The organism is Prescottella sp. GW823-FHT02E09, from assembly GCF_058797375.1.
Genome location: NZ_JBXAJP010000001.1, coordinates 560828 through 574491, shown reverse-complemented (window position 1 = coordinate 574491; position 13664 = coordinate 560828). Strand labels below are relative to the sequence as shown.

Here is a 13664-nt window from a genome sequence, read left to right as displayed (position 1 = left end):
CGGTTCAGCGGCGCAGACGCCGGTAGTGGGCCCGCACGTCGGCGTCCAGATGCTCGGTCGCGTAGCTCAACGCGGTCGCGCCCATGTCGCCGGCGTGCTCGTCGAGGAATTCGACGAGCAGTGCGGGTTCCACCCGCTTGCCGACCTCCCGCAGCATCCACCCGGTCGCCTTCTGCGTCAGGTCGCGCCGGTCGTCGAGGACGCGTGCCGCCAGCGCGAGCGTGGTCGACGCGTCGCCGCGGCGGATGAAGCCGAACGTCGTCAGCAACGCGACGCGGCGGCGCCACAGGTCATCGTCGGCTCCGAGGTCGAACACGAGATCGCGGGGGCGGTCGTACAGCCAGCCGCCGAGGACGTGCAGAGCCGACAGGTCCACCAGATCCCAGTTGTTCACCCGTCCCCGCAGCACCGCCACGAGATAGCAGTCCGCGATCCGTTCTCGCGCGACGTCGTCCCGGGTGCGCACCGCGCTCGCCCGGCCGAACTGCTCGACCAGGATCAGCAGACCCGTCAGGCGGTGCTCGTGGACGGGGGAGTCGAGCAGGGCGTCGATCTCGGTGAGCGGCAGCGCGGCGAACCGCTTCGCGACCTTCCGGATCGCCGGCACCCGCACCCCGATGAAGACGTCACCCTCGCCGTACTCGCCGGGGCCGGTCTTGAAGAATCGCTGAAGATGCTGCGCGTCACCGGCGTCGGAGTTCTCGGCCAGCATCTCGGTCACCTGGGAGGCATCGGACATGGTCGGACCCTGCCATACCCGGATACGTACGGTGGAGGCATGACGCTCATCGCCGAAGATCTGTTGCTGTTGCTGCTCGACGACGAGTCCGGCAATCCCCTCGTGGACGGCACCAAGCTGCCCCGTGTGCTGGCCGGCGCCGTGCTGCTCCAATTGGCGCTCGACGGCTACGTCACGCCGGCCGAGTCGGGTGAGGACGTCAAGAAGGGCCGACTGGCGGTGCGACTCGACGGGACTCCCGACGACCCCATCCTCGCCCGCACCCTCGACGTGATCCGTGATGCGCGTCGGCCGATGAAGCCCGAGACCGTGATCGAGAAGCTCGACACCGAACTACGGACCGCGCTGTTCGAGCGGGTGATCGAGCGTGGCTGGGTTCGTGAGAGTCGTCGCAGGATTCTCGGGATCTTCCCTGCGAAGACGTGGCCACCGGTCGACGAGAGTCACGAGCGGGCGGTCCGGCACGAGCTGTCCGGTGTCCTGGTCGAGGGGCTGGACCCCGCTCCGCGCACCGCCGCGCTGGTCTCGCTGTTGTCTGCCGTCGACGCCACCGCCAAGGTTCTCCCCGACGCCGATCGCAAGTCGGTCCGCAAGCGTGCCAAGGAGATTTCGGACGGCGAATGGGCCGGTGCCGCTGTGCGCAAGGCGGTCGACGCGATCAACACCGCCGTCATGGTGGCCGTCATCGTGCCGGCGGCCACGATCGGCAGCTCCTAGGCGCTACCGGGCGAATGTCACACGCGTTCAGTTCAGCTGAACGCGTGTGACATTCGGTCAGGCGGTGGCGGCGGCCGGCTGACGGACCGGGACGTCCGGGACGTCCGGGACGGCAGTGGACGTCATCGTGGGCGGCATCGCGTCGGCGGGCCTGGTGACCAGGGCGACGCCCACGTACGCGGCCAGCGAGACGGCGGCTGCGATGAACGTGGTCCAGCCGTCCATGGCCGCGGACACCGTGTCGTTCGGGATGTACAGCAAGGTGTTCTCGACGCCGTAGATCGTCGGCGTGAGGACGAAGAATCCGATCCGCACACTGATTCCCGCGACGATCGCGGCCATGACGGCCCGCGTGTCGCCGCGCTGCCAGAACATGCCGAGGACGAACGGCGTGACGAGGCTCGCCAGCAGCAGGTCGAACGTGAGCGTGAGCAGGATGCCGGTCTGCGGGACCCGCAATGCCACGATGGCCCCGAGTACCGCCATCGGCAGCATCGCGATCCGGGTGGCCGTCATGACCTTCGGGGACATCTCGGCATTCGGGCCGCCGACACGAACGATGTTGCGGACGATCACCGTCGACGTCGAGAGCAGGAGCCCGCTGACGGTGGTGAGCGACGCGGTGACGAGTCCGGAGAGGACGAGGATGCTCAGCCACATCGGGGTGTACTCGCCGAGCAGGACGTACAGGATCGGGCCGTCGGCGGCGTTGTCGCCGACGATCGTGACCGCGGCGAGCGCGATCAACGACAGCGGCACGCACAGCGCGAGGATGCCGGCGGCGGCCGAGAAGCACGCCCGCCGTGCCGCGTGCGGCGACCGCGCCGAGAACACGCGCTGCATCAGGTCGATCGCGACCAGATTGCCGATTCCGAGGGCGACGATGGTGGCCCAGTTGATCGCCGCGCCGTCCGCGGCGTTGGTGAGTTGGTGCAGTCCGCCGATGCCCATGCCGTCGGCCGCGCTGAATCCCGGCCCGAGCGCGACCCACACGATGAGCGAGACGATGCCGACCGCCATGATGGCGAACTGCACGATTCCGGTGTACACGCTCGCGAACATGCCACCCGCCATGGTGTAGACCAGGGCGAACGGGATGAGCGCCAGCACGGCCCACGTGTAGTCGATACCCACGAAGTAGTCGAGCAGGAAGCCCAGCGCGACCAGATTGCCCGCCACCAGGATTCCGAAGCTGGCGACGGTCAGGACCGAGGCGGCCATCTCGGCGGCGCGTCCGAAGCGGCGTCCGAAGAACTCCGGCAGCGTGACGATGCCGGTCGCGTGCAGTCGGCGCGCGAAGAAGATGCCGACGAGGAGCACGCTCAGTGCCACCCCGATCGGCATGGCCGCGCCCGCCCAGAATCCGAAACTCGCGGACAGATCGGCGCTGCCGACCGTGGCGCTCGAGTCGATCACCTGCGACATGCACAGGACCGCGACGACGGGGGCGCCCAGCGAGCGTCCCGCGAGCAGGAAGTTACCGGCCTTGCCCTTGATGTTGCGGGTGGAGTACAGGCCTGCGCCGAGTAGTACCACCATGCATACCGCTACACCAGCGATGATCATGGAATCTCCAGGGGTGGAAGGGAACTGAAGGACCCTCGACGCGGCGCTGCGTCTCGGACGAGGTGGAGGACGGCGGTGTCAGTGCGCGTCGACGTGACGGGCCTGACGCCCGAGGGAGTTGAGCGGGCGAGCGCCGTCGGGCAGGTCGACACGGCCTTCCTCCCGGCGGCGCAGCAGGTAGGCGAAGATCTGCGCGGTCTGCGCGAACAGGTGCTCGCCGGCGACGACGGGTTCGTAGCGGGGTCCCTCGGTGCCGGTGAACTCGGGCAGCGGGGCGACGACGGTGTCGTAGTCGACGTTGAAGAACAGCGGGAACGAGTACCGCTCCTCGGTGACCTTACGCACGCGGTGCGAGGTCGCGACGAACTCGCCGTTGGTCCAGATCTCCAGCAGATCACCGATGTTGAGGACGAAGGCATCCGCACGGTAGGGCACGTCGATCCACTCTCCGCGGCCGTTCATCACCTCCAGGCCGGGGGCGGTGGGACGCAGCAGCGTGAAGGCCTCGTAGTCGGTGTGGGCGCCGATGCCCGGACGGTCCTCGGCCGACGGGTCCAGCGGGTAGTGGATCAGTCGGAGCTGGGACGGGGGAGTGCTCACGTGCCGGTCGAAGAGGTCGGCCGACTGCCCGAGCGACTCGGCGAAGGCGCGCAGCAGGAGCCGACCGAGGTCGAAGACCGCGTCGTAGTAGGCGCCGACAGGCCCGGCGAACCCGTCGAGATCGGGCCACTGGTTCGGTCCGAGCAGCGGGTTTCCGGTCAGATAGCCCGGGTGGTCGGCGGGAAGGTCGATCGACAGGTCGTAGGCCTCCTTGAGATCGGTTGTGCCACCGGCGAACACCTCCTCTCCTGCAGGAACGTAGCCGCGGTGGTTCGTCGAGTTGCCGATGTAGACCTCCATCTTCCGGTCTGTCGACAGCGCGAAGAAGCGTCGGGTGGCGTCGAACATCTCCTCGAAGACGTCGGCCGGGACGTTGTGGCCGATCACCTGGGCGAATCCGACCTCGCGGGCCGCGCGCCCGAGTTCGTCTGCAGTACAGCGGCGTTGCGCAGCGTCGGCCGAGCGGAGTCCGGAGACGTCGATCGTCGGGATGGTCGTGAAGGTGGACACGATACGAGCTCCTCGGGTCAGAGAGTGGTCCAATGGCGGCGGACAGGGGATCCGTCGGGGCCGATGTCGTTCGTCGACAACGATGTCCCGGTGAACGCGGGCGAGATGTCGGCTCCCGCGCGGAAGGGGAACGTGGAGGAGGTGATGATCCAGCGGTCGTCGACGACGGCACCGAGGGAGACCTCACAGTCGAACAGGCCGCGGGCCTCGGCCACCGAGGCCGCCGCGAGTACCTGTTCGGCCAGCGGGTTCTCGGCGATCGGTGTGGACCGGGCGCGCGCAAACCCGAAGTGGTTGCCGGCCCGGATCAGCAGACCGACCGCGCCGGTGTCGTCCTCACGGAGCAGATGTTCGGTGACCGCACCGGTGGAGGTGATCCGCCATTCCTCGACGTACGGCTCCCGATGGCCGTGCTCGATCAGGGTCGAATCGTCGAGTCGGGCCAAAGTCCCTTCGTCCGTGGATGTTCCGGGATGGAGATCGACGGTGTGCGTCCACTCGACGTGCGACGGATGCGCGATCAACTGTCCGGCGAACGCCTCCTGGGTGGCGAGCGTCAGGAGGTCGTCGATGTCGAGGTCGTCGATGTACGCACCGGTGACCGGTGCGATGTCGTGGGGGCGCCGCACGTCGCAGTACAGACGGGCGCCCTGGAGCCAGGTGACCTCGGTGGTGGTGTCGCGGGACCCGTCGGCGCGGATCAGCAGCGGGCGGATGAGACGGGTGCCGATCAGTTCTTCCACGGTCACGGCTGTGCCCGTGATCTCGTCGCTGCCGGCGACACGGACCGGATTACCTGTCATGTGAAAGAAAGTACGGAGCGTCGTGTCGCGAGGGGTTACATGACAGTAAAGGTGGCGTAAGCGCGTGTGGCGTTCGTGTTACATCGCCCGGCGGCGCCGCCGGGCGGATCCGGGCCCACCGGCCGAATGTCACATACGTTCAGTTGGATTGAACGCATGTGACATTCCGCCAACAGGGGGTCAGCTGCCGAACAGTGAGCCGAGCGAGCCCAGGGATCCAGTGGGCGCCGGGTTCTCGATACGCACCACGGAGACCGCCACCCCGTTGTTGTTCGCGACGTAGGCCTGCGTGCCGTCGGGTGTGATCGCCACCCCGGAGGGTGCGTCGCCCACCGGGACGGTCCCGGTGACCGTGCCGGTGGCAGTGTCGATCACCGACACCGTCGAGCCGAACAGGTTACTGACGTAGGCGCGGGTGCCGTCGGGCGTGATCGCGAGACCTCCGGGCGTCTGTCCGACGTTGATGTTGTCGACTGCGGCGGTCGTGGTGTCGATCGTCACCACGTTGCTGCTCAGGCTGCCGGTCACGTAGGCAAGTGCGCCGTCCGGAGCGATCGCCACCCCGAACGGCGCGTCTCCGGCGACGACGGTGCGGATCACGGTGTCCGCTTCGGCGGCCGGCGCGCCGACGAACGCTACCGCGATCGGCACGAGCGAGGCCGCGGCGGCGCGGACGGCGATTCGGCCGTTGTGCGGCCGTCGGGAAGAACATTGTGGAATCGATTGCATCACAGGTCCTCTGTCCATGGATCGGTACCAGGTGAACGATGGGGCGATCCGTGGCCGGCGTCCGCCGATGCAACGGATCCGGACAGCCGCGCCATCGCGAGAGCAGGCCGTCCACTGCAAGATGCGATCCACGTCGCCCCGCTGATCGAAACCTGTGGTGTGTCAGAGTGTTCGGCAGGGGCACCGATGGCGTGACTGGCAGGCTAGCAGGAAGCCCGCTGACGTTCGGGCGGTTTCGGTAGACTGCGCCGCGTCGCACGACGGTGGCACGATCGTCACGAAATGGACGAATGTCACACGCGTTCAGCTGAACTGAACGCGTGTGACATTCGGTCGGTGACGGTCGGAGGCAGTCCGGGGGCGGTGGTCAGACCCTGACGAGCATCTTCCCGACGTTGGCGCCGCGCATGAGTTGGAGGAACGCGTCGACGGAGTTGTCGATGCCGTCGACGACGGTCTCCTCGAACACCACGTCGCCGGATGCGAGCCAGGGGCCCATCTTGGCGGCGAACTCTGGGAAGAAGTGGGTGTAGTTGCCGAGTGTGAAGCCCTGCAGTGTCAGCCCGCGAGTGATGATGTTGGCCATGTTGTCCGGGCCCGGGGTCCGCTCGGTCGCGTTGTACGCCGCGATGGCGCCGCACAGCGCGGCCCGGCCGCCGTCCCGCATCACGTCGAGCGCGGCCTCGAGGTGGTCGCCGCCGACATTGTCGAAGTATACGTCGATGCCGTCACCGCTGATGTCCCGCAACTGTTCCCGCACGGGGGCCTGCTTGTAGTCGAATGCCGCGCTGTAGCCGAAGCGGTCGGTGAGCAGTTCCACCTTCTCGGCGGTACCCGCGGAGCCGAGGATCCGGGCGGCGCCTTCGAGGCGGGCGATCTGCCCGGCGGCGGTGCCGACGGCGCCCGCGGCCCCGGAGATGAACACGGTCTCGCCCGGCTTCAGGTGGGCGATGTGCATCAGGCCGACATACGCGGTCAGTCCGGTGAGGCCGAGGATGCCCAGGTACGCGGAGACCGGAACTCCCGGAATCTCCTCCACGACACGGAAGCTCGCGGCGTCGCCCTGCGCGACGTCGCGCCAGCCGAGATCGTGCACGACGACGGAGCCGACGGGATGGGTGGGCGATGTCGACTCGACGATCCGGCCCACCGCGCCCCCGGTCATGGTCTCGCCCAGGGCGAACGGCGGCACGTACGATTTCACGTCGTTCATCCGGCCGCGCATGTACGGATCGACGGAGAGGAACTCGTTGGCCACCCGCACCTGGTTGGGCGCGAGGTCGGGCAGCTCGACGGTGACGGTCCGGAAGTTCTCGGGCGTGGGCCATCCCACGGGGCGGGTGGTGAGCTGGATCTGGGTGCTGGTCGACATGGGTTCGTCCCTTCGTGGTGGTGCGGGGTTCAGAGGATCAGTCCGAGCGCGAGGAGCGCGACGGCGAGGAGGGGGAGAGTGCCCTGGGTGATCGCCGCCCGGGCCTTGTCCGGCGACGACAGCAGCAGTACGAGCGCTGCGAGGAGCATCGATCCGGTTCCGGCGAACAACAGTGCCGACCCGACCGCGGTCGCGCCGACCAGGACGCCGACGATGCCGGCGGCGGTGACGATCGCCAGGAAGAGGTTGTAGAAGCCCTGGTTGAAGGCGAGCTCCTTGGTCGCGACGGCCTCCTCCACGCTGGTGCCGAACGTCGCTCGGGTGCGCGGGGCGGTCCAGCGCAGCGACTCGAGGACGAAGATGTAGACGTGCAGCACGCCGGCGAGTGCGGCGAAGATCAGTCCCGCGACGACCATGGTCACTCCTCCTCGTTTTGAACTGATCGTTTCAATATATACTGCAATGGTCGTTCCAGAACCGGAAGTGAGGGCCGTCATGCCGCGAACGCAGGAGTTCGACACCGATTCCGTGGTAGGTCATGCCCGGGACCTCTTCTGGGACAGGGGATTCGAGGCGACATCCGTCCCCGATCTCGAGCGGGCCACGGGTTTGAACCGGTCGAGTCTGTACAACGCTTTCGGTAGCAAACGCGGTCTGTTCGACGCCGCCGTGCAGGACTACCTGGACCGCGTCGTGCGACCGCGACTGCGGATCCTCGCCGACGAGCCCACCGCACCCGATGCCGCGACGCGCTACTACCGCGGTGTGGTCGAGCTCATCGAATCCCTGCCCGCCGACTACCCGGGCCGCGGCTGCCTGCTGCTCAACAGTGCCGCCGGCTTCGCTGCGCACGACGACGCCCAGCGTGCGGTGGTCGACGCCTACCGGTCGGAGTTGGCCGCCGCACTGGCCCACGCGCTGCGCGCCCTCGACCCCGAGACCTCGGCCGACCAGATCGTCCATCGCACCCGTCTCCTGACGTCGCTGTCGATCAGTGCGCTCCTGCTCTCCCGCGTCAACCGGGACGAGGCCGCGGCGCTGGCGCGAACCGCGCTCGACCAGTTGGCGCAGTGGTCCGCGGCGAGGAGCTAGCGGATCGTCGTCACGCCTTGGTGGCCGAGACCATCCACCGATCTCCCGGGCGGCCCCGGTGGAGGTTGTCCAGGTCGGGGAGCGGGCGCCCGTACCGGGCGGCGAGGTCGGCGGTGGGAAACGCCCGCGCCCGCCAGCCGTACCGGCCGAACCAGGCGACCGGGTCGTCCGGGCCGTTCGAGCGCAGCAATTGCAGCCACTCCTCCCGGCTGAGGGGGCTGTCCTGGAAGATCGGCGAATCGTCCATCACCGACTTGACGTCGACGGTCGTGACGGTGGCGCCGAGCGTGCTGCCGGGGGCCGACAGGTCACCGACGTGGGTCATCAGGGCGTCGACGTCCTCCGGCGTGAGGTACATCAGCAGTCCCTCGAGCACCCACACGGTCGGGACGTCGTCACGGAATCCCGCGTCGTGGAGGGCGGTGGGCCAGTCGTCGCGCAGGTCGATGGGGATCGGCACCCGGGTCGCGTTCACACCAGGCGCGGCGTCGCCCACCACCGACGCCTTGAAGTCGAGCATGTCCGCGGTGTCGAGTTCGTAGACGGTCACGCGCGCCGGCCAACGTAACCGGAAGGCCCGCGTGTCCAGTCCGGCGCCGAGAAACACCAACTGACGGCAGCCGCCGGCGACGGACTCGAGCACGAAGTCGTCGAGGAACTTCGTCCGCGCGGCCATCCAGGTGGTGAGTTCCTCGCGACTGATCTCGGCCATTGTCTCGGTCGGGGGACTCCAGCCCGACGCGCGGACGAAGGACCCGGCCCACGGATCGTCGAACAGTCGATCCTCGCGCCGGCTCTCCAGGGCACGTGCTGCGGCGACGAACACCGCCGTCGCGCCCACACCTCGAGGTTGATTCATGGTGTCCCCTTCCTCGTCCCCCGGTCCCGAGCAGGTGTGCACCTCCAGTGTCCTCCGTATCGCCCGCGCAGGTCAGCTCTGCGGCATCCCCAACGTCCGGTAGCGGGCGACCCGGGCGGCGATCCGGTCGTCGCCCGGCATGTCGTTCAGGGTGACGAGTTCGCGCGCGATGGCCGCGCCCACACGCCTCGAGAACTCGACGGGCTCGAGTGCCGCGTCCGGGCACTCCGGGATGACGGCGTCGACGACGCCGTCGCGCAGCAGGTCCCGGGCGCGGATGCCCTGAGACGCCGCCATCTGCGGGGCGTGGGTGGTGTCGCGGTGCACGATGGCGCTGGCGCCCTCCGGGGGAAGGGGTGCGAGCCAGCCGTTCTGTGCGGCGAGGACGCGGTCGGCCGGCAGCAGCGCCAGCGCGCCGCCACCGGTGCCCTGGCCGAGAAGCACCGACACGGTCGGGGCGCGCAGGGTGACGAGGTCGGAGATGCAGCGGGCGATCTCGGGGGCGAGGCCGCGTTCCTCGGCCTCCTTCGACAGCGCCGCACCGAGCGTGTCGATCACCAGCACCAGGGGTAGCCGCAGTTCGGCGGCCATCCGCATCCCGCGGCGGGCCTCCCGCAGCGCGGCCGGGCCCATCGTGTTCAGGGCCGACTGGCCGGCGCGGTCCTGCCCGAACAGCACACACGGCTGACCGTGGAAGCGGGCCAGCGACAGCAGTACCGTCGAATCGACCTCGCCCTGGCCGGTGCCGCTCAGCGGTACCCGGGTCGAGGTGGCATGTCGGACCAGTTCGCGGATCCCGGGGCGGTCGTCGCGGCGCGAGATCATCACGGACTGCCACGCCGGGACATCCGGAACATCCTGTTCGGCAACAAGATCCGTATCGGTGCGGATCGAATCCGCGGGATCGACCAGCACATGCAGTGCACGCTCGACCAGGTCGCGCAACTGCGCCGTCGACGCGACACCGTCGATCACACCGTTGCGGTACAGATTCTCCGAGGTCTGCACCCCCTCCGGGAACTTCTCGCCGTAGAGGGCCTCGTAGACGCGGGGGCCGAGGAACCCGACCAGTGCTCCGGGCTCGGCGATCGTGACGTGCCCGAGCGAACCCCACGACGCGAACACGCCACCGGTCGTCGGGTTCCTCAGGTACACGAGGTAGGGCAGGTGTGCGGCCTTGTGCGCCGCGATGGCCGCCGCGATCTTCACCATCTGTACGAAAGCGAGCGTGCCCTCCTGCATCCGGGTGCCGCCCGACGTCGGCGACGCGAGCAGCGGCAGCCCCTCTGCGGTGGCCCGCTCGATCGCGGTGACGATCCGCTCCGACGCCGCCACCCCGATCGATCCCGCGAGGAACGCGAACTCGCACGCGATCACCGCGACCCGTCGGCCGCCGAGCGTCGCGGTGCCGGTGAGTACGGACTCGTCGACGCCGGATTTCGCTGCGGCCGCGTCGAGTTCGGCCCGGTACGTCGGATCGGGGGAGACGTCGACCGGGGCGGTGTCCCACGAGACGAAGCTGTCGGCGTCGAACACCTGGCCGATCAGTTCAGGAGCCGAGATCTTCTTCTGGGCCACGGACCTTCCTCCACTTTCGGTACGAAGCGGCCGCCGCCGCTCGAGGAGCGGCGGCGGCCGTCACGGCACCAGCCTAGTTACCGAGCGAGGGCCTCGCGCCACGAGACCGTCTTGCCCATCCGCAGGATCGACCGCTGGTAGATGCGCGCGGCGACGGCCGACATCGCAACGGTGACGACGAGCATCAGCGCGATCGTGCCGGCGATCTGCGCGGCGGACGCGACGCCCGCGGCGATGCGCAGCGGCATCAGGATCGCGGAGAACGGAGGGATCCAGCTGAGCACGTTCGACAGAGTGCCGTCCGGATCCTGCACCGCGGTGAACGCGGAGAAGAACATCGCCATCACGAGGATGGTCAGCGGCATCGCGGTGGAATTGACGTCCTCCTGGCGCGAGACCATCGATCCGGTCGCCGCGTAGAGCACCGCGAAGAACGCGAACCCGAGCACGAACCAGCCCAGGGTGCCGGCCAGCGTGCCCCACGCGGTGCCGCCCAACGTCAGGGCGCCGGTCGCCACACCCGTGCCGACACCCGCGACGCCGTAGGCCGTGAGCTGCATGAGCCCGACCGCGCCGATACCGATCACCTTGCCCCACAACAGCTGCAGCGGTCGTAGCGTCGACAGCAGCAGCTCTACGACGCGGGACGACTTCTCCTCGACCACGCCCATCGCGACGTACATGCCGAACACGAGGATCTGCATGTAGAGCAGGAAGACGACGGCCGTCGAGAGTGCGATGCGCTGTCCGCGCTCGGGGTCCGGCGGATCGATGGCCTCCACCGTCACGACGGCGCCCTCGGTGGCTGCGGCGAGCTGGCCGGCGTCGACGCCCTGGGCGGCCAGGGCCGCCGACTGCGCCTGCGTCGCGACGGCACCGTCGAGCACGACACGCAGCGTCGCGTCGATCTCGGACTCGGTGATCGCGGTGACGCCGTTGCCGGTGCCGGGGATCAGCGCGACGTCGAGGTCGCCGCTCTCCACCTGGCTGCGGGCGGTCTGCTCGTCGGGGACCTCGGTCACCTCGACCGGGTTGCCGGCGGCGTCCCCCGTCGCGACCAGGGCGGCGCTCAGCGACTGGTCGCCCACCAGCCCGACCTTCGCGCGGTTGTCGTCGTCGCCTCCCGAGAACAGGGACACGGCGAAAATGCCGCCCACGATGGCGATCAGGATGATCGCGTTGCTGATGACGAAGCTCTTCTTCGACACCTGTGTCAGGAACTCGCGGCGGGCCACCAGCGCGATCGCGCGGATCGGGCTGATGCCCTCCCGCTCTCGAGTGCCGCTCATGCGGACACCACCTCTCGGAACAGGTCGGTCAGGGACGGCTTGCGAACGGTGAACTCGTGCACCGGTCCGGTCTTGAGGGCGGCGTCGAGGACGGCCTGGTCGTCGGCGCCGGCTCCGAGGGTGAGCAGGGTGCGCCCGTCGGTGTGGCTCACGGTGGTGACGCCGTAGAGGTGGTCGGCCCATCCTGCCGGCGCCGCAGGGGCGTGGACCTCGAGCCGGACCTCGCCCCGGCTGCGGAGTTCGTCGACGGTCCCGATCGTGCTCATCCGGCCCTTGGCGACGATGCCGACCCGATCGCACAGGCGCTGCACGAGATCCAGCTGATGGCTCGAGAAGATCACCGGGACACCGGTTTTCGCCTTCTCGACGAGGACGTTGCTCATGACGTCGACCGCGACCGGGTCCAGCCCCGAGAACGGCTCGTCGAGGATCAGGACCGCGGGATCGTGGACGAGTGCGGCCGCGAGTTGCACGCGCTGCTGGTTGCCCAGGCTCAACGAATCGACGGTGTCGTTCACGCGCTCGGCGATACCGAGGCGCTCGGTCCACAGGCGCACCGAATCGGCGGCGTCGGCGCGGGACAGCCCGTGTAGCTCCGCGAAGTACGCGAGCTGGCGGCCCACCTTCATCTTCGGGTAGAGGCCACGTTCCTCGGGCATGTAACCGATCGAACGCCGCACCTCGAGATCGACGGGCTTGCCGCCGAGGCGGACCTCCCCGCGGTCGGCGGCGAGGACTCCGAGCGCGATACGCATCGTGGTGGTCTTGCCGGCGCCGTTGCTGCCGACGAACCCGAATATCTCGCCGGGGCGTACCTCGAAGCTCAGGCTCTCGAGGGCCACGAGATCGCCGTAGCGTTTCGAGATCCCGTCGAAGGTGAGGGTCTGTCCGGTCATGCGGGCTCCAGATGGTCGTCGGGGTCGGGGTCGGGGCGGGTCCACGCCAGGATCATCGCGGGTGCACAGGCACCGATAATGAGCGTCGTGAGGACGAAGAGCCCGCTGGCATAGATGAAGTTGGGGCGGTCGATGCCGAGGTCGAGTGTTCCGCCGATGATGAGGAACATCGCCGGCACGAAGGTCAACACCTGCGTCACCGTGAGGCCGATCGAGCGGGCACTGTCGCGCTGCGCGATCTCCCACTCGTCGAGAGCGTCACGCGGGGCGTCGCCCTGGCGGCCGGAGACGATCTGCAGGGTCGTCCACACCATGATGAACAACGCTCCGGCCGGCAGCCACAGCAGCGGACCGATCCTCATGTTCGTCAGGCAGACGACGCCCACCGCGAGCATGCATACGAAGATCACGGCCAGCAGCGCGACGAGTGCGCGCCGTCGACGCTGTGTCCGCCAACTCGGTAGCCAGTTCTTGAACTGTTCCTCGTTGCGCAGGAAGCGGCGGGTGCGGAAGGCCTGATAGCGCTCGAGCATGCCGGCGTCAGGCATGGCTCTCTCCTTCTCGGGCTCGATCGTTTCGGTACAGCTCCGCACTGAGGGGTTCGAACTCCTCTCGGGAGAACACGGCCTCCACCGGAAGCCCGAACACCGCGCAGATTCGCAACGCCAGATCGAGGCTGGGGTAGTGGTCGCCCCGCTCGAGCGCGCCGACGGTCTGCGGGTTCACCTCGATCAGTTCGGCGAGTCGAGCCCGACTGATCTTGCGCTCGGCGCGCAGCACGGCGATGCGGTTGTGGATGGGGAGGTTGGCCCCGCGCCGCACCGGACTCATGCAACAGATTGTTGGGAAAACCCAACAATCTGTCAAATCGAGCAAACGATCCGCGTCGACCGGGAGCCGGGCGGTACGACACC

At 68.6% G+C, this 13664-nt stretch carries 15 protein-coding genes; 2 read left to right on the top strand and 13 right to left on the bottom strand.

The annotated features are described in order from the left end of the window. Positions 1-4: 4 nt before the first annotated feature. A complete protein-coding gene (locus tag AC1RIF_RS02760; protein ID WP_492599835.1) occupies positions 5-739 on the bottom strand; it encodes a DNA alkylation repair protein in 735 nt (244 codons plus the stop codon). A 39-nt stretch (positions 740-778) separates the two neighbouring features. Here AC1RIF_RS02760 and AC1RIF_RS02755 point away from each other — a divergent pair, with 39 nt between their 5' ends. After that, positions 779-1456: a GOLPH3/VPS74 family protein gene (locus AC1RIF_RS02755; protein ID WP_492599834.1), complete on the top strand. Its 678-nt coding sequence runs from the start codon at positions 779-781 to the stop codon at positions 1454-1456. Between the two features lie 57 nt (positions 1457-1513). Here AC1RIF_RS02755 and AC1RIF_RS02750 read toward each other — a convergent pair whose 3' ends face one another. The 6 genes from AC1RIF_RS02750 to AC1RIF_RS02725 all read right to left on the bottom strand — a co-directional run bounded on the left by AC1RIF_RS02750 (position 1514) and on the right by AC1RIF_RS02725 (position 7452). After that, complete coding sequence (locus tag AC1RIF_RS02750) at positions 1514-3022, bottom strand: high affinity choline transporter 1 (RefSeq protein ID WP_492599833.1); 1509 nt, start codon at positions 3020-3022, stop codon at positions 1514-1516. A gap of 78 nt (positions 3023-3100) precedes the next feature. Beyond that, the gene (locus AC1RIF_RS02745) at positions 3101-4135 is read right to left on the bottom strand and encodes an isopenicillin N synthase family dioxygenase (RefSeq protein ID WP_492600123.1); all 1035 of its coding nucleotides are present in this window, start codon (positions 4133-4135) and stop codon (positions 3101-3103) included. A 14-nt stretch (positions 4136-4149) separates the two neighbouring features. After that, on the bottom strand, positions 4150-4935 hold the full coding sequence (locus tag AC1RIF_RS02740; protein ID WP_492599832.1) for a hypothetical protein: 786 nt from the start codon (positions 4933-4935) through the stop codon (positions 4150-4152). A gap of 180 nt (positions 4936-5115) precedes the next feature. Further along, complete coding sequence (locus AC1RIF_RS02735; RefSeq protein WP_492599831.1) at positions 5116-5664, bottom strand: YncE family protein; 549 nt, start codon at positions 5662-5664, stop codon at positions 5116-5118. 367 nt (positions 5665-6031) lie between these two features. Next, positions 6032-7036 carry an NADP-dependent oxidoreductase gene (locus AC1RIF_RS02730; protein ID WP_492599830.1) on the bottom strand — a complete coding sequence of 335 codons (1005 nt, stop codon included), beginning with the start codon at positions 7034-7036 and terminating at the stop codon, positions 6032-6034. Between the two features lie 29 nt (positions 7037-7065). Continuing rightward, entirely contained in the window at positions 7066-7452 is a 387-nt protein-coding gene (locus AC1RIF_RS02725) for a DUF1304 domain-containing protein (RefSeq protein ID WP_492599829.1), read from the bottom strand. A 79-nt stretch (positions 7453-7531) separates the two neighbouring features. Between AC1RIF_RS02725 and AC1RIF_RS02720 the strand changes: the two genes are divergently transcribed. After that, positions 7532-8128, top strand: coding sequence for a TetR/AcrR family transcriptional regulator (locus tag AC1RIF_RS02720; RefSeq protein ID WP_492599828.1), 597 nt, complete (start codon positions 7532-7534; stop codon positions 8126-8128). Positions 8129-8138: 10 nt separating this feature from the next. Here the strand turns inward: AC1RIF_RS02720 and AC1RIF_RS02715 are convergent, their stop codons facing one another. The 6 genes from AC1RIF_RS02715 to AC1RIF_RS02690 form a co-directional block, all read right to left on the bottom strand. After that, positions 8139-8987: an SAM-dependent methyltransferase gene (locus AC1RIF_RS02715; RefSeq protein WP_492599827.1), complete on the bottom strand. Its 849-nt coding sequence runs from the start codon at positions 8985-8987 to the stop codon at positions 8139-8141. A 72-nt stretch (positions 8988-9059) separates the two neighbouring features. Further along, positions 9060-10565 carry a carboxyl transferase domain-containing protein gene (locus AC1RIF_RS02710; protein ID WP_492599826.1) on the bottom strand — a complete coding sequence of 502 codons (1506 nt, stop codon included), beginning with the start codon at positions 10563-10565 and terminating at the stop codon, positions 9060-9062. 77 nt (positions 10566-10642) lie between these two features. Beyond that, the gene (locus tag AC1RIF_RS02705; RefSeq protein WP_492599825.1) at positions 10643-11854 is read right to left on the bottom strand and encodes an ABC transporter permease; all 1212 of its coding nucleotides are present in this window, start codon (positions 11852-11854) and stop codon (positions 10643-10645) included. After that, on the bottom strand, positions 11851-12750 hold the full coding sequence (locus tag AC1RIF_RS02700) for an ABC transporter ATP-binding protein (protein ID WP_492599824.1): 900 nt from the start codon (positions 12748-12750) through the stop codon (positions 11851-11853). The genes AC1RIF_RS02705 and AC1RIF_RS02700 overlap by 4 nt, the downstream gene beginning before the upstream one ends. Next, entirely contained in the window at positions 12747-13298 is a 552-nt protein-coding gene (locus AC1RIF_RS02695) for a hypothetical protein (protein WP_492599823.1), read from the bottom strand. The genes AC1RIF_RS02700 and AC1RIF_RS02695 overlap by 4 nt, the downstream gene beginning before the upstream one ends. Continuing rightward, positions 13291-13581, bottom strand: coding sequence for a helix-turn-helix transcriptional regulator (locus AC1RIF_RS02690; protein WP_492599822.1), 291 nt, complete (start codon positions 13579-13581; stop codon positions 13291-13293). Before AC1RIF_RS02690 ends, AC1RIF_RS02695 begins: the two co-directional genes overlap by 8 nt. Between the last annotated feature and the right edge of the window lie 83 nt (positions 13582-13664).